The organism is Trichocoleus sp. DQ-A3, assembly GCF_039961975.1.
GTDB lineage: Bacteria > Cyanobacteriota > Cyanobacteriia > Cyanobacteriales > FACHB-T130 > FACHB-T130.
Genome location: NZ_JAMPKC010000002.1, coordinates 125,769 through 140,027, shown reverse-complemented (window position 1 = coordinate 140,027; position 14,259 = coordinate 125,769). Strand labels below are relative to the sequence as shown.

Here is a 14,259-nt window from a genome sequence, read left to right as displayed (position 1 = left end):
GTCCATTGAGTAGGGCTTTCATCCATTGGCTACTATTTTTATTTTCCTGGAGTGACACAAGAGCGATATATTAGAGCGATCGCTCTCTTCGGCTTTTGTTATGGAGGATTGACGCTGAATCTTGCGATCGCAGTGGGCATTATTCACACCCTAGAAGAAATTGCGATGACGTTAATCCTTCCTCAGTGGACTTATGATGTATTGAGTATCATTCATGCACTCTCGACTGCACCAATGTTACTGAAGAGAAAGCGATGCTGTGAAAGCCGCCGCTAGTTGATAGCACCTTGTACTACAGTATCCGTGCTAAAAACATCCAGCCCATGATACTAGAGGTTGCCATCCTTGATGTTAAGCCCAGTATGGTTAATGAGTTTGAAACTGCTTTTAAAACAGCTTCAACCATCATTGCCTCCATGCCAGGGTACATCTCTCATGAACTCCAACGTTGCTTAGAAACCACGAACCGCTATATTCTACTTGTGCGCTGGCAGACGTTAGAAGACCACACGATTGGGTTTCGACAATCGCCAGAGTACCAACAGTGGCGTTCCTTGTTGCATCACTTCTATGACCCGTTCCCAACAGTGGAACACTATGAGGTCGTTGCTTTTCGCTAGCCATCTACCCGACGAATTGGAATTTGGATTTCACTGCGCTTGGCAGGTTCGGGGACATAGGGAGCATCGTAGAAGAAGCGGCGAGGTGAACCGACGACAGTCCACTCCGGGTGCTGCGCTAACCACTCCCGTAAGCGCTCTATGTTCTTTTGGTAGCTTACGTAATCGTAACTGCCTTTTAGCCCAAGGCTGACGACTGTCATGGGTGCAATATCTTCTACCTGAATGTTTTGTGCAATCTCAGAAGGGTAGATGTCAGTGCTGCGGTAGAGGAATGAAACAAGTGCTTCACCCCGTTCATTGGATGCGCCCATCTCACTGGCTTCTAGGGTGTTAACTGGATAACGGGTTTCTACCGGAGCCGTCATGGAGATATTGTTAGAGCTGATGTGGCGATAAAGAGGGTCAAAAGCTCTATTAGCTGCCATTGAGAGTTCTCCTGAATAGCGAACTGTGGCAGAACGGTATGCGGGATATTGTTTGACTTCAATTTGCCCTTCTGGTGTTGGAGGGGGAAATCCTTCTGGCAAGGGAGCGGCGGTAGCACTGTAGGCGAAAAATGCGATCGCAACTACTACCAGGATTCCTACGGGGAATAATATGTTCTCTAGCTTCACAGGGAACCTCAGAAATTCATCCTATTCTCAGTCTGGCAGTTTTTCATGCGAGCAGGGTTTCACCTTCCTTGCACAGCGCAATCATGCGATCGCAATTCCCTCTCGACACAGTACCTATCTTACCTTTACCCATCAGCTCCGAACCTAAGGAATAGCGTGTCTATAACACGATTGCCTAAATCAATTAGCCTCAGCTATGCTAGCGTCAAGCATTTGCCACGTCATCTCCTGACCTGCCCGTAAAGGCACAAGTCCAGATTCAGTAAATGGCAATTCATCGGGAACGCGCCAGGTCGTTCTGGTCAAGGTAATCTGTTCGGTATTGCGCGGGAGTTGATAAAAATCTGGCCCATAGAAACTGGCGAAAGCTTCAAGTTTATCGAGTGCATCAACGCTCTCAAAAGCTTCTGCATATAACTCCATCGCGTGCAGAGCCGAATAGCAACCCGCACAACCACAGGAACTTTCTTTGCCATTGCGGGGATGGGGAGCGCTATCAGTGCCAAGAAAAAACTTAGGATTGCCAGAGGTTGCTGCTTGCAAAAGCGCAAGGCGATGCTCCTCTCGTTTCAAAATGGGCAGGCAGTAAAAATGAGGACGAATGCCACCTTGAAAGAGGATATTGCGGTTAAACAATAAATGTTGTGGTGTAATTGTTGCAGCGATATTGTTGGCAGACAGGACATACTGCACAGCATCTGAGGTGGTAACGTGTTCAAGTACCACGCGCAGGTTGGGAAATCGCTGCTTGAGGGGGATCAAATGTCGCTCGATAAACGCTTTCTCGCGGTCGAACATATCAACATCTGGATCGGTCACTTCCCCGTGCAGCAATAAAGGCAGCTCTACCTGCTGCATCGCTTCAAAGACGCGATCGCACTTACGAATGTCCGTCACACCGAAGTCTGAATTAGTCGTTGCACCGGCTGGGTAGTACTTGACCGCTTTGACAAACTGGGATTTTTTAGCTCGGATAATTTCTTCGGGGCTGGTGTTGTCGGTGAGGTAGAGCGTCATCAGTGGCTCAAACTGTTTCCCAGCCGGAATCACTGCAAGGATGCGATCGCGATAGGCCGCAGCATCAGCTACCGAGCGTACTGGGGGCTTCAAGTTCGGCATGATGATAGCGCGGGCAAACTGACGCACCGTATGGGGCAGAACCGCTTTCAGCGCTGCACCGTCACGTAGATGCAGATGCCAGTCGTCAGGTTGGGTAATCGTAAGCTTTTGCATCACTCAATTATAAAACCGCGAGTGATTTAGCAAGGAAGACCAAGCTAACAACGCCCAGGCACACTACCTACCAACAGATAATCGGTTTGATGCAGAGGTTACTTGCGGCAGGTGATGGGCACTGCTAGCCTACTTTTATACCCCGCGCTAGAGCAGTAAGCCTTTACCTTCCTTTCATAGCTATGAGCAACGACGCGATCGCACTTTATGAACCAATCAACCTTCTGAAACAGGTTGACGAAGATATTTGGATCGTAGATGGTTCCATCGTGCAGATGGCAATGTATGGAGCAAAGGTTCCCTTCCCAACCCGAATGACGATTGTGCGACTGAGCACTGGTGACCTATGGTGTCATTCACCAACAGAATTGACTCCAGAACTGAAAGCTCAAATTGACTCCCTCGGTTCACTGCGCCACCTCATTTCGCCCAACAAAATTCATTACGCCCATATCGGTGCTTGGACTAGCGCCTATTCAGAAGCTATAGCATGGGCATCTCCAGGTGTTCGCGATCGTGCCGCGCAGCAGAAAATTGCAGTGGATTTTGATGCTGACTTGGAAGATGAACCGCCACATGAGTGGGTAGCAGACCTAGACCAATTAATCTTTCGTGGCGGTCGATTTATGGAAGAAGTCGTCTTTTTCCACCGCAAGAGCGCCACTCTCATCCTTGCCGATCTCATCGAAAACTTTGAACTAAATAAAGTGAGTCAGCAGTTGCACTGGCTACTTAAATTAGGGGGTGTTGCCGATCCGGATGGAAAACTCCCATTGGATTTGCGAATGACATTTATCGGGAAAAAGGAACAGGCACGTAGCTGCTTACAGCGAATACTTCAGTGGAACCCTGAAAAAGTTATCCTATCCCACGGTCGTTGGTATGAGAATAACGGTACTGCTGAGTTACGCCGTGCTTTTCGCTGGCTTGAATAACGTTTAGACGACAGCAAGCTAACACTTTAATGAAGCGGATAGTGTAAAGGATCTCATGCTTAGTTTCACTTGGATCTACCGTCGCTCACTTTTGCCGTTAGCCAGCAAGCATTTAGGGCGTTATTGGACTAAATTGTATAACTGAACGTATTGTGAAGGGCTAGGTTAAGCATTTCTAAAAGCATTTAATATCGTTTGCCTTACTTTTTCTGAGCTTCTTGCTTAAAGCTTATTGTCCTTCAATTTCTTGGGTTGCCTAAAGCGATTTTTACCAGCAATACGCAGGAGTCGCAGAAATTTTGGACATTCAAAATGGTTAGGCGCAGTGCAGGCTGCTGCGTGACGAAGTCCATCGCGCATCGCAGTCAGTTCTTTAATCTTTTTGTTTAACTCATCTGCCTTCGCTAAGAGCAGCGTTCTATTGATTTCAGGGACTTCAGGCGTAAACATTTCACGAATCTCATCGAGGGAGAAACCGGCGCTACGCCCCAAGGAAATCAAAGCGAGCCGTCCTATGACACTGGCATCAAAGAGCCTCCGTAAGCCATTTCTGCCGTTCGACTGGATCAGTCCTTTTTCCTCATAAAATCGTAGCGTTGAGGTCGGTAATCCAGAAGCCTTTGAGACCTCAGTGATATCCATGATTTTCTTGGTGCAACGACTGCTTGACTTCAAGTCAACTTGAAGTTGTATCGTATATTCAAACACAAATAAGCACAAGGCTGACGCGATCGGTTTGTGGCAGATGATGGATACCTTGAGCAATGGAGGCGTTGATATGGAAGCAAGTTTTTGGCAGCAAAAATGGGAAGCGGGAGATATTGGTTTTCACCAAAGTGAGGAAAACCCATTCCTTGTCGAACATTTTGAAAAATTAAATGTGGCGAAGGGCGGTCGTGTATTTCTACCGTTGTGTGGCAAGACGCGCGATCTTGCATGGTTGCTTAATTGTGGTCATCGAGTGGTTGGTGCAGAGTTAAGCGAACTTGCAATTAACGAATTGTTTAACGACCTGGGAGTCAAGCCAAAAATCTCCAGAGTTGGTAAATTAACCCACTACTCCGCCAAGGATATCGACATATTTGTTGGCGATATTTTTGATGTGTCTGCTGAAGTTCTTGGGCCGGTTGACGCGGTATATGACCGCGCAGCGTTGGTTGCAATGCCTGAAAATAGGCGTCATCAATATACGTCACACTTGATGGAAATCACCCACGCGGCACCGCAGTTGCTGATTTCTTACGAATACAATCAACAACTCATGGATGGCCCTCCATTCTCAGTCGGTGAAGCAGAAGTAAAACACCATTATGCGTCTGCTTATCAATTGAACTCTGTTGAAAGCAGGGAAATCACTGGTGGATTAAAGGGAAAAGTTGCAGCAATTGAGAGGATTTGGTTGCTCAAAAGATTCTAAAAAGTTAGGTTGATATGCTGAGTATTGAATGGATGTTGTTGTACATTTTGTTGGGTTTCTTTGTCGGTTTTATGGCAGGCTTACTGGGGGTTGGTGGCGGTGGAATACTCGTTCCCCTGCTAGTATCCATTTTTAGTAACCAGGGTATCAGTGCAGATAACGTCGTTCATTTGGCGTTAGGAACAACATTGGCTTGCACGATCATTTCTTCAATCGCAAGTATTCGCGCCCATGCTGCTCAAGGAACTGTATTGTGGAAGGTGGTTTACGGGATGGCACCCGGCATTGTGGTGGGTGCCTTTCTGATTACCCGCATCGCCGCCAAGGTCAACTCAGCTTACATCGCTATATTCTTTGCGCTGTTTATGGCTCTGGTCGCGGGTCAGATGTTTCTAAATTGGCGACCAAAAGCTAGCCGAAAGCCGACTAAGTTACGTGGCTTATTGCTAGCGGGAACAGGCATTGGATCGGTATCCGCTCTTGCTGCGGTGGGGGGTGGTTTTTTAACAATCACTTACCTCAGCTATCAGAATATGGAGATGAAAAAGGCGATTGGTACTTCATCTGCAATTGGATTTCCCATTGCGATCGCAGGTACTGTTGGGTACATGATGAGTGGCTGGTCTCAAACGTTGAGCCTTCCCTATACGATTGGCTTTATCTATGTGCCAGCTTTTTTAGTAATCGCGATCGCGGGTTCGATTGCGGCTCCCTATGGTGCTCGCTATTCTCATCGTTTACCTGAGACTCATTTGAAGAAGATATTCGCCGTTCTCTCGCTGGTTCTGAGTATCAAGATGCTTTTCTCAGTTGTTTAGTGTTGACCTAAAAGTGTGTTCCTAATTAGTGGGCAGATGCTGTGACCGCCAGTAGGATGGGGACAGAGTGACCTGTTCATCGCTCCACCTAGCTCTAGACGCTGATGCATACCTACACGCTGTCGGGCACTGATTTGAGAGTTTCGCGAGTTGCCTATGGCTGCATGAATATTGGCGGCACTTGGGATGATACACCGCTTTCTACAGATGTGAGGGAAAGTGCATCTCGGGTCATTAAGGCAGCTCTAGAAACGGACATTACCCTGTTTGACCATGCAGATATTTACACGCGGGGCAAGTCAGAGCAGGTGTTTGGTGATGTGCTCAAAGCCTCCCCAGGTTTGCGTGAGCAAATTGTGCTTCAGTCGAAGTGCGGTATTCGTTTCGAGGGAGATCCTCAGCCAAGCGACCCCCAGCGCTACGACTTTAGCTATGAGCACATCGTCGCGTCCGTGGAAGGCAGTTTGCAAAGACTGCAAACCGACTACCTCGATATTCTGCTGCTGCATCGCCCTGACCCGCTAGTAGAACCCGAGGAAGTCGCGCGAGCCTTTGATGCGTTGCAGACGGCGGGCAAGGTGCGCTACTTCGGGGTCAGTAATCATACAGCGGGGCAGATTGAGCTATTGCAAAAGAGCGTGGGGCAACCGCTGCTGATCAATCAGGTGGAGCTAAGCCTGTTGCACTCGTATTTGATTGACGAGGGCATTGTTGCAAACATGTCTGGCGTCAGCTCAGCCTTGGCAACCGGAACGCTGGACTACTGCCGCAACCACAATATCTTAATACAGGCCTGGGCACCGCTGGCAGGTGGCAAGCTTTTCAAACCCAACGCAGAAGCCGATCTGGCGTTGAGCAAGACGGCTCAGCTCGTGAGTCTGTTGGCTGAGGCAAAGCAGACAAGTCGTGAAGCCATTGTTCTCGCTTGGCTGTTGCGCCATCCTGCGGGCATTCAACCGATTGTGGGGTCAACTAAACCAGAACGGATTGCAGCGTGCGCTTTAGCCGATGAAGTCGCTTTGACGCGGGAAGAGTGGTACTCGTTGTTTACAGCAGCTAGGGGTGGGCGGGTTCCTTAAACAGGGGTGGAGCCGATGCTCTCGGCGGGAATTGCGATCGCACGCTGAGCAGCGGAGCACTCCTTATGCTGCATGTACGCCCTCTGTTATGCAATGCCTATCTTCGCGACGACGGCGAGGCATAGGCGACCTTCTAATATTTGAGTTAATTTTGACCGCTTCACAAAATAATTTACAGTCTCAGGTGCCGCTTACTCAGTATTAGCACAACTCTCAGTATTATTTCAAATTGTAAGGATTTTTACTAACTTTAAATAGTTTGTGGGCAGCTTAATTAAGCTAAAACATAACTGTTAACTTAAAACTATAAATGTTTGACTTTCATTCTCCTACAAAACAAGGCTCTCAGAGTCAAAAATCCTTATCTTCTCAAGCTAAAACGAAAAAATCACTTACTCGTCGAACACTTATTCAAATTGCGTTTAGTGTTACGGCTGTTATTGTTGGCTCAACAGCGATTAGCTACTTTCAGATTGTTTCTACTCTCAAGTCGCAGACGTTAGACCAACTCAAGAGTCATGTAATAGAGCGAGGTCAACGAGAACAAAGTATCTTTTTAATGGCAGAAGATAACCATGCCATCTTTAAGGAGGAGTGGCTACGACGCTTGGAAAATACTGATAGCGAAGGCGTGAAAGCTCGCTTCGATCAGCTATTTGTGCGTTTTCCCGATGGGGCAACCCGCAATCGCCCCAACTTGTTCGATGGCAAACGGCAAGCAGGCGTGTTCATTGATAAGCCAGTTCTAATCAATGATGACATTCGCCGTCGCGTAGTAACGTCCTACGATTTAATCAATGCCTATGGTCCACCCTGGCATAATCGCTTTCCGGATCTCTACCTGAATATGCCAGAGAATATTGCTGTTATTTACTGGCCTGATTATCCAACATGGGCACAGGATGCCCCCGTTGGCTTTGACTTATCTAAGGAAGAATATGTGTGGGTTGGTGACCAGAAGCACAATCCAGCCAGAGAAACGGTTTGGTCGGGGGCTCAAATCGATGGGGTTGCTAAAATCTGGATTCTTTCTTGTGTAACGCCTATCTACTCTAATGACAGAATCATCGGTACTCTTGGACAGGATGTATTACTGAATGATTTATTTAAGCGAACGATCGAGGAGCACATTGAAGGCGGTTATAACCTAATTTTTCGAAAAGATGGTCGCCTGATCGCTCATCCGCAATTGATGGAGCAAATTCAGCAACAAAAAGGTGAGTTTAAAATTCTTGAATCAGGAGACACTCAGCTAAAACGTATTTTTGAGGCGGTCACAAATAAAGCAACCGATCAAGTCGTCATCGATAATCCGAACGAGAGCAATTACTTAGCTGTCACTACGCTACAGGGACCTGATTGGTACTTTGTTACCGTTTTACCCAAAGCAATTTTGGCTGAAAAAGCGATCTCGCTAGCTCGCTTTACGTTGTTTCTAGGCTTTGGCTCCCTCATGATTGTTGTAGCAATTGTGTTTTGGGTTTTACGTCGGCGCATTGCAACTCCTTTAGAAGAAATCACTGTTGCAACGAATCGAATTGCCAATGGAGAGTTTCAGGTGGTTCTTGATGACAGCAGCCAAGATGAGTTAGGTCGGTTAGCACAGGCATTCAACACAATGATCCGAGAGGTCGCCGCTAAAACGACAGAATTGGAGGCTAAAACGACAGAATTGGAGGCTAAAACGACAGAATTACAGAGAAACCTGGAGCAGCAGGCTATTTCGGTCAATCAGACGACTGCCACAATGGATGAGTTAAATACCTCTTCTCGGCAAGCGGCTGAACAAGCTGAAGCGGCTGCAACTGGAGCGCGCCAAGTTCTCATATTGATTGATGATAGTGAGCAAAAGAACGGTTCTGGAACTGCTTCTAGCTTAAAAGCGAAGGTCGAACAAATTGGAGAACAAATCTTACACTTTAGAGATCAAACGACTCAAATCAATGCGATTTCTAACTTAGTTAGTGATTTAGCTAACCAAACGAACATGTTGGCACTCAATGCGGCGGTCGAAGCAGTTCGGGCAGGCGAAAACGGTAGGGGCTTTGCTGTTGTGGCTGCTGAGATTCGAAAACTAGCGGATAGAAGCCGTAAATCGGCTGAACAGATTAGTGAACTGGTAGCCAGTATTCAAAAAGCGACGAAAGCTACTGTGGCAGTATCCGATGAAGGCCGTAAAACCGTGGAAGAGATCGTAGATGCAGTCAATACGATTACAGTGAATAGTCAGCAAATCTCTCTAACGGCTAAACAACAGTCGAGCGGAATTCAGCAAGTTGTCAGTGCGATGAATGCTTTGAGTCAAGCTGCAAACCGTGGATAGTCCCAATTAATCCCAATGGAGTGAGCATTTCCAGGCCAGTATTGAATCTGGTGAAGCTTTAGGGAGAACTCCGGTTGGAGAAGTTACTGTGGCGTATTTGGAGGTGAATAGCCCTGCTCAAGTAGTAGCACGACAACTATGGATTCGTTTGGGTTTGTTCCATAACTACGCGGTACAACAACGCCCATGCACCCGCCGAACATCAAAATTGATTAGTTGGAATCACAAAGTTATCTGTATCGGCTCAACTGTACCGTTATGCTGCTGAGTCTTCGGTAAAGAGGCAACCAAAGGGCTATCTGTCGATGTTCAAGATTGAATTATTTTGAGGTTTCGGTAGGGCGGCAGGTGAAGGGTATCTGCGGAGCGGTTTAGGCTTTATTGTGGTGCTCAGACCCTTTACCAACTTGATAGGAGGACATCAACGTGACTGATGAACAACATTCCCTGCTGAAAGCATCAGACATCAATTCAATGGATGCGTTTGAGTTTCGTCATCCGCTTAACCCCAATTCAGAAATTTATTTACGCTTCCTTGGGCGTGCTGTTGGTCTTAAACGCATTGGTGTAACGATTGCTCGTGTACCATCAGGCAAAGAATCCTTCATTTTCCACGCTCACCAGAATGAAGAAGAATGGGTTTACATTTTGTCAGGTCGAGGTATTGCGGAAATTGGAGATGTGGAGTACGAAGTCGAACCAGGAGACTTCATGGGCTTTGGGCTACCTCAACAACCCCATCATCTTCGTAATCCATTCGATGAAGACCTTGTATATCTGATAGGTGGAGAAGCAGGACGCTTAGATGTTGGCGTTTTTCCTCGGCTTGGTAAACGAGTGATTAGGGATGATGAGTCCGCCTACATATTTGATGAGTCAGCGCTTCAACTTTTTTGAGCAGCAAGCAATCTACTGAGGATTGATATCTGTTGGAGCGATCGCAGCATAACAACTCTGGTGCAGCGGCCACTTGTGGAGTTAAATAAAGTGTTGGCAACCGCTGGCCAAGAGTGTTCGGCTGAAATTTGTTCTAATTACAGCTAGGGTTCATAGAAAAGACTTGAGGGATCGCAAAATGCAAAGCCAGAATATAGATTTAATCCGAACCCTCTTTCAAAGCCGCTTAGCGACTCTTGAGCATCTTTTGGAGTCAGCTCAGACTCATTTTTGTGATGACGAGTCGTTTCTTCAAAAGCGCATTGCAGCTGATATGTTTCCCTTCGGTACACAGATTGCTTTCACCTGCAATCAACCACGCAACTTTGCTCTGTGGTGTGATGGCAAACCTGCGAATAATCTAGAGCCAGACGTCATAGCTCTCACACAGGCATACGAACACATAGCAAACACTAAGGAACTTCTTTTGGGTGTTAACGCTGAAGATGCAAAGCTAGCTGAGGTGACGCGCATTAACTTGAGTCAGGACCTCTACGTCGAGTTATCTGGTAATGCCTACGTGAATGAATTTCTAATTCCAAACTTTTACTTCCATATGGTCACAGCTTACGATATTCTTCGCATGGCTGGTGTACCAATTGGAAAACGAGATTACATGCTGCACTTGGTGCCATTAATCAGAAAGAATGAGGCCTAACTATTTAAATGTAGCGGACGGTCAAGAGTCACTCGCTCTAAATTCGGGATTATTGCCGCCGCTGATTTGAGCTGTTATGCTTTGGAACCAGCAGCGACGTATATCAAGAGGTTAAATCTACTCTGTATGCAACTCTACGCAATGCTGTGAACAGCCGTTGTGTATTCGATTTTCTGGGTGTTCTGGTGACTGCTCTAGGTTATGCTAAAGCTCGCAAATTGGCACTAACAAGAACCCAATTACAGCTTTTTAAGTGGCTTTGGCGTTAGGGTCTAGAACTGAGGGCAGCGTTTCAAATCAAATTGAAACGCCGCCCTCCGTTTTGTTTTTGGCTTCTACCCGCGTTCAAGATTGCCGCGGGTTAGTCTAGCGTCCGCTAGGCTAAAAACCCCTAGCAGAGCTTGACGCTAAGACTGTGCGAAGGTCATAGCGATCGCGGTTCATCACCTTGTCCCAGGCTGCTACAAAGTCATTGACAAACTTCTGCTGCGAGTCCACACATCCGTAGACTTCTGCAAGGGCGCGGAGCTGAGAGTTTGAGCCGAAGATCAGGTCAACACGGGTCGCAGTCCACTTCAGGTCGCCTGTTTTGCGATCGCTCCCCTCGAACTCATACTCATCTTCAGAGGTCGCCTTCCACGTCGTACCCAGGTCGAGCAGGTTCACGAAGAAATCATTGGTCAGCGTTTCTGGGCGATGGGTGAAGACGCCGTGTTTAGACCCTCCAAAGTTTGCACCCAGGACGCGCAAGCCGCCCAAGAGAGCCGTCATCTGAGGGGCTGACAGGGACAGCAATTGCGCCCGATCCACCAGCAGCTCTTCGAGCGATTCGCTGTGTTTGCCGCTCGTGTAGTTGCGGAACCCGTCCGCCGTCGGCTCAAGTGGAGCGAAGGATTCTACATCCGTTTTCTCTTGCGATGCATCCGTGCGTCCCGGTGTAAAGGGAACCGTCACGTCGTGACCAGCGTTCTTCGCTGCTTGCTCAATGCCCGCGCAGCCGCCCAGAACGATCAAGTCAGCGATCGAAACCCGCTTCCCGCCAGACTGCGAGCTGTTGAACTCCTGTTGGATTCCCTCTAGGGTTTGCAGCACCGTTGCCAACTGGGCTGGCTGGTTGACTTCCCAATCCTTCTGCGGCGCAAGACGAATGCGCGCCCCATTCGCGCCACCGCGCATATCGGAGCAGCGGAAGGTCACTGCCGACGCCCAAGCGGTCGAAACCAGTTGGGAGACAGACAGCCCCGAAGCTAAAATCTTGGCTTTGAGAGCGGCGATGTCTTGCTCATCAATCAACTCATGGTCAACTGCGGGGATGGGATCTTGCCACAAGAACTCTTCCTGGGGAACCTCCGGGCCGAGATAGCGAGAGCGGGGTCCCATGTCGCGGTGCGTCAGCTTGAACCACGCCTTGGCGAACTGCTCGGCAAACTCATCCGGGTTGTCGTGGTAACGCTTCGCAATCTGGTTGTAGATGGGGTCCATCTTCATCGCCATGTCCGCCGTGGTCATCATGGGGGCGTGGCGTTTCGACGGATCGTGCGCGTCGGGTACCGTACCCGCACCAGCGTCGCCCTTGGGCTTCCATTGCCACGCGCCAGCGGGGCTTTTCGTCAGCTCCCAGTCATATTTGAACAAGGTTTCGAGATAGCTGTTGTCCCATTGCGTCGGCGTGGGAGTCCATGCGCCTTCGATACCGCTGGTGATCGCATCAACGCCGACACCCGTGTTGAAGGCGTTCTTCCAGCCAAGACCCTGATCGATGATGGTGGCACCCCCAGGATCGGCACCTACGTGCGTCGCCTCGCCCGCACCGTGACATTTGCCAAAGGTATGTCCACCAGCGGTGAGCGCGACTGTCTCCTCGTCGTTCATCGCCATCCGACCAAAGGTTTCGCGAATATCGCGCCCTGAGCCGACCGGATCGGGTTCGCCGTCTGGTCCTTCCGGGTTGACGTAGATCAGGCCCATCTGAACAGCGCCGAGGGGATTCAGGAGTACGCGATCGCCTTCGTAACGCTCATTGCCGAGCCAAGCTTTCTCAGAACCCCAGTAGATGTCTTCTTCTGGCTGCCAGACATCCACGCGCCCACCAGCAAAGCCCAACGTTTTGAAGCCCATCGATTCCAAGGCGCAATTGCCGGCGAAGATCATCAGGTCAGCCCACGAAATTTTCTTGCCGTATTTCTGCTTGATGGGCCAAAGCAACATGCGCGCCTTGTCGAGGTTGGCATTGTCAGGCCAACTGTTGAGCGGCTCAAACCGCTGGCTACCCGAACCCGCGCCGCCGCGACCATCGCCAATCCGATATGTGCCGGCGCTGTGCCAAGCCATCCGAATGAAGAGCGGCCCATAATGACCGTAGTCGGCTGGCCACCAGTCCTGGGAGGTGGTCATCAGCTCGTAGATATCTGCCCTCAAGGCAGCTAAGTCCAGACTTTTGAATTCCTCAGCGTAGTTGAATTCCTCACCCATAGGATTGGCTTGGGGGGTGTGCTGGTGGAGGATGCTCAGATTCAAATAATTCGGCCACCAGTCTCGGTTCGACGGCATATGACGAGGCTGAGATTTCTGACCGCCGCCCGTAAATGGGCATCCGCTTTGGCTGCTCATACTATTTTCCTATCAAGATGTGTGGGTCGATTTTTTGATGTATTGCGGGTATTGCCAACAAATAGCACATAGTAATTACTGGAATAATCGATGAACAAATAATTGAAGAGAAATATAATCAACGTTATGATTTGAAACAATGAATTTGTGATTTGCAACAAATTAGTTAATTACCAATAAACCAAGAGTGCGATAGCGTTAGCGAAGTGGGGTGTAGTCCAGCGCTGCTGCATTCGCCCTACAGCCCTCCCTTGCATCCTACAGCAGGCGTCACCGAAGCGTCGCGCAGATCGCAACTCTATTAGGTTTGTTAAGTTACTAGCACAGTGTACTCATTGCGATCGCACTGATTGTTCATTATCGAATTAGATCAAACTTTGCCGAATGGGGATGTTGAGTTTCCTTCTGTCAACCCAACCTATGGCAAGGGGCGATCGCACTAGACGGACAAGAGTGTCAGTTATGATGCAAGTATTGCCTGCCACAGAGAAATATCAACCATTACGATTCGTTGACGCCTAGATAAAGTGGAGCTAAGCGCTATGAAAGATACTGCCCAGATTACGGGTTTTCATGCTCATATCTACTTCGATACCTCCAGTCGTGATGCGGCGGCGCGTGTACGTGAAGGATTGGGCGCGTCTTTTGAAGTGCAACTCGGACGATGGCATGACAAGCCCATTGGTCCACACCCAAAGGCAATGTATCAAGTTGCATTCTTACCAGAGCAATTTGGCAAGGTTGTCCCCTGGTTAATGCTCAATCGTGAGGGATTGGATATTCTCGTCCACCCCTCAACAGGCGATGATGTGGGAGACCACACCGATCGTTCTCTGTGGTTGGGAGAGAAGCTAGAGCTGAATATCGAGATTTTAAGGCCGATTGGAATCCGCTAATAATGAGACAGCTAGTGGCGATCGCAGTTGTCTATCTCCCCTAATAAGGGTGTTATGGGGCGATCGCACTCCCATTCACAAAGTGAAGGCTAGCCCCATTTTCACACCTCTCGCCCA

Annotated in this window: 14 protein-coding genes; 10 read left to right on the top strand and 4 right to left on the bottom strand. The window is 48.6% G+C overall.

Going from position 1 to position 14,259, the window contains the following annotated elements:
- Positions 1-51 precede the first annotated feature (51 nt).
- Both NDI44_RS03640 and NDI44_RS03635 read left to right on the top strand, forming a co-directional pair.
- Positions 52-276, top strand: a complete 225-nt coding sequence (locus tag NDI44_RS03640) for a hypothetical protein (RefSeq protein ID WP_190412415.1) — start codon at positions 52-54, stop codon at positions 274-276.
- Positions 277-323: 47 nt separating this feature from the next.
- Positions 324-620, top strand: coding sequence for an antibiotic biosynthesis monooxygenase (locus NDI44_RS03635; RefSeq protein WP_190412859.1), 297 nt, complete (start codon positions 324-326; stop codon positions 618-620).
- On the opposite strand, the gene NDI44_RS03630 is transcribed toward NDI44_RS03635, so the two are convergent.
- Together NDI44_RS03630 and pyrC are read right to left on the bottom strand one after the other, a co-directional pair.
- Entirely contained in the window at positions 617-1,237 is a 621-nt protein-coding gene (locus NDI44_RS03630) for a heme-binding protein (RefSeq protein ID WP_190412414.1), read from the bottom strand. The two genes, NDI44_RS03635 and NDI44_RS03630, sit on opposite strands and share 4 nt — an antisense overlap.
- 180 nt (positions 1,238-1,417) lie before the next feature.
- On the bottom strand, positions 1,418-2,470 hold the full coding sequence (pyrC, locus tag NDI44_RS03625) for a dihydroorotase (protein WP_190412413.1): 1,053 nt from the start codon (positions 2,468-2,470) through the stop codon (positions 1,418-1,420).
- A gap of 182 nt (positions 2,471-2,652) precedes the next feature.
- Here pyrC and NDI44_RS03620 point away from each other — a divergent pair, with 182 nt between their 5' ends.
- Entirely contained in the window at positions 2,653-3,405 is a 753-nt protein-coding gene (locus NDI44_RS03620) for a DUF4336 domain-containing protein (protein WP_190412412.1), read from the top strand.
- A 222-nt stretch (positions 3,406-3,627) separates the two neighbouring features.
- Here NDI44_RS03620 and NDI44_RS03615 read toward each other — a convergent pair whose 3' ends face one another.
- The gene (locus tag NDI44_RS03615; protein ID WP_190412411.1) at positions 3,628-4,047 is read right to left on the bottom strand and encodes a helix-turn-helix domain-containing protein; all 420 of its coding nucleotides are present in this window, start codon (positions 4,045-4,047) and stop codon (positions 3,628-3,630) included.
- A gap of 136 nt (positions 4,048-4,183) precedes the next feature.
- Between NDI44_RS03615 and tmpT the strand changes: the two genes are divergently transcribed.
- The 6 genes from tmpT (at position 4,184) to NDI44_RS03585 (ending at position 10,636) form a co-directional block, all read left to right on the top strand.
- Positions 4,184-4,822, top strand: coding sequence for a thiopurine S-methyltransferase (gene tmpT / locus NDI44_RS03610; RefSeq protein ID WP_190412410.1), 639 nt, complete (start codon positions 4,184-4,186; stop codon positions 4,820-4,822).
- A gap of 14 nt (positions 4,823-4,836) precedes the next feature.
- The gene (locus tag NDI44_RS03605) at positions 4,837-5,640 is read left to right on the top strand and encodes a sulfite exporter TauE/SafE family protein (protein WP_190412409.1); all 804 of its coding nucleotides are present in this window, start codon (positions 4,837-4,839) and stop codon (positions 5,638-5,640) included.
- Positions 5,641-5,744: 104 nt separating this feature from the next.
- Positions 5,745-6,719 (top strand): aldo/keto reductase, encoded by a 975-nt coding sequence (locus tag NDI44_RS03600; RefSeq protein ID WP_190412408.1) that lies wholly within the window; start codon positions 5,745-5,747, stop codon positions 6,717-6,719.
- A 310-nt stretch (positions 6,720-7,029) separates the two neighbouring features.
- On the top strand, positions 7,030-9,042 hold the full coding sequence (locus tag NDI44_RS03595; RefSeq protein ID WP_190412407.1) for a methyl-accepting chemotaxis protein: 2,013 nt from the start codon (positions 7,030-7,032) through the stop codon (positions 9,040-9,042).
- A gap of 426 nt (positions 9,043-9,468) precedes the next feature.
- Positions 9,469-9,939 carry a cupin domain-containing protein gene (locus NDI44_RS03590; RefSeq protein ID WP_190412406.1) on the top strand — a complete coding sequence of 157 codons (471 nt, stop codon included), beginning with the start codon at positions 9,469-9,471 and terminating at the stop codon, positions 9,937-9,939.
- A gap of 178 nt (positions 9,940-10,117) precedes the next feature.
- On the top strand, positions 10,118-10,636 hold the full coding sequence (locus NDI44_RS03585) for a DUF1993 domain-containing protein (RefSeq protein ID WP_190412405.1): 519 nt from the start codon (positions 10,118-10,120) through the stop codon (positions 10,634-10,636).
- 381 nt (positions 10,637-11,017) lie between these two features.
- Here NDI44_RS03585 and katG read toward each other — a convergent pair whose 3' ends face one another.
- The gene (gene katG, locus NDI44_RS03580; protein ID WP_190412404.1) at positions 11,018-13,246 is read right to left on the bottom strand and encodes a catalase/peroxidase HPI; all 2,229 of its coding nucleotides are present in this window, start codon (positions 13,244-13,246) and stop codon (positions 11,018-11,020) included.
- Between the two features lie 542 nt (positions 13,247-13,788).
- Here katG and NDI44_RS03575 point away from each other — a divergent pair.
- On the top strand, positions 13,789-14,142 hold the full coding sequence (locus NDI44_RS03575) for a DOPA 4,5-dioxygenase family protein (protein ID WP_190412403.1): 354 nt from the start codon (positions 13,789-13,791) through the stop codon (positions 14,140-14,142).
- The last annotated feature ends 117 nt before the right edge of the window (positions 14,143-14,259 follow it).

Coding starts and splice junctions, on each gene's coding strand:
- katG (WP_190412404.1), bottom strand. CDS start 13,246: ATGAGCAGCCAAAGCGGATGCCCATTTACGGGCGGCGGTCAGAAATCT.
- NDI44_RS03600 (WP_190412408.1), top strand. CDS start 5,745: ATGCATACCTACACGCTGTCGGGCACTGATTTGAGAGTTTCGCGAGTT.
- pyrC (WP_190412413.1), bottom strand. CDS start 2,470: ATGCAAAAGCTTACGATTACCCAACCTGACGACTGGCATCTGCATCTA.
- NDI44_RS03615 (WP_190412411.1), bottom strand. CDS start 4,047: ATGGATATCACTGAGGTCTCAAAGGCTTCTGGATTACCGACCTCAACG.
- tmpT (WP_190412410.1), top strand. CDS start 4,184: ATGGAAGCAAGTTTTTGGCAGCAAAAATGGGAAGCGGGAGATATTGGT.
- NDI44_RS03635 (WP_190412859.1), top strand. CDS start 324: ATGATACTAGAGGTTGCCATCCTTGATGTTAAGCCCAGTATGGTTAAT.
- NDI44_RS03585 (WP_190412405.1), top strand. CDS start 10,118: ATGCAAAGCCAGAATATAGATTTAATCCGAACCCTCTTTCAAAGCCGC.
- NDI44_RS03595 (WP_190412407.1), top strand. CDS start 7,030: ATGTTTGACTTTCATTCTCCTACAAAACAAGGCTCTCAGAGTCAAAAA.
- NDI44_RS03575 (WP_190412403.1), top strand. CDS start 13,789: ATGAAAGATACTGCCCAGATTACGGGTTTTCATGCTCATATCTACTTC.
- NDI44_RS03605 (WP_190412409.1), top strand. CDS start 4,837: ATGCTGAGTATTGAATGGATGTTGTTGTACATTTTGTTGGGTTTCTTT.
- NDI44_RS03620 (WP_190412412.1), top strand. CDS start 2,653: ATGAGCAACGACGCGATCGCACTTTATGAACCAATCAACCTTCTGAAA.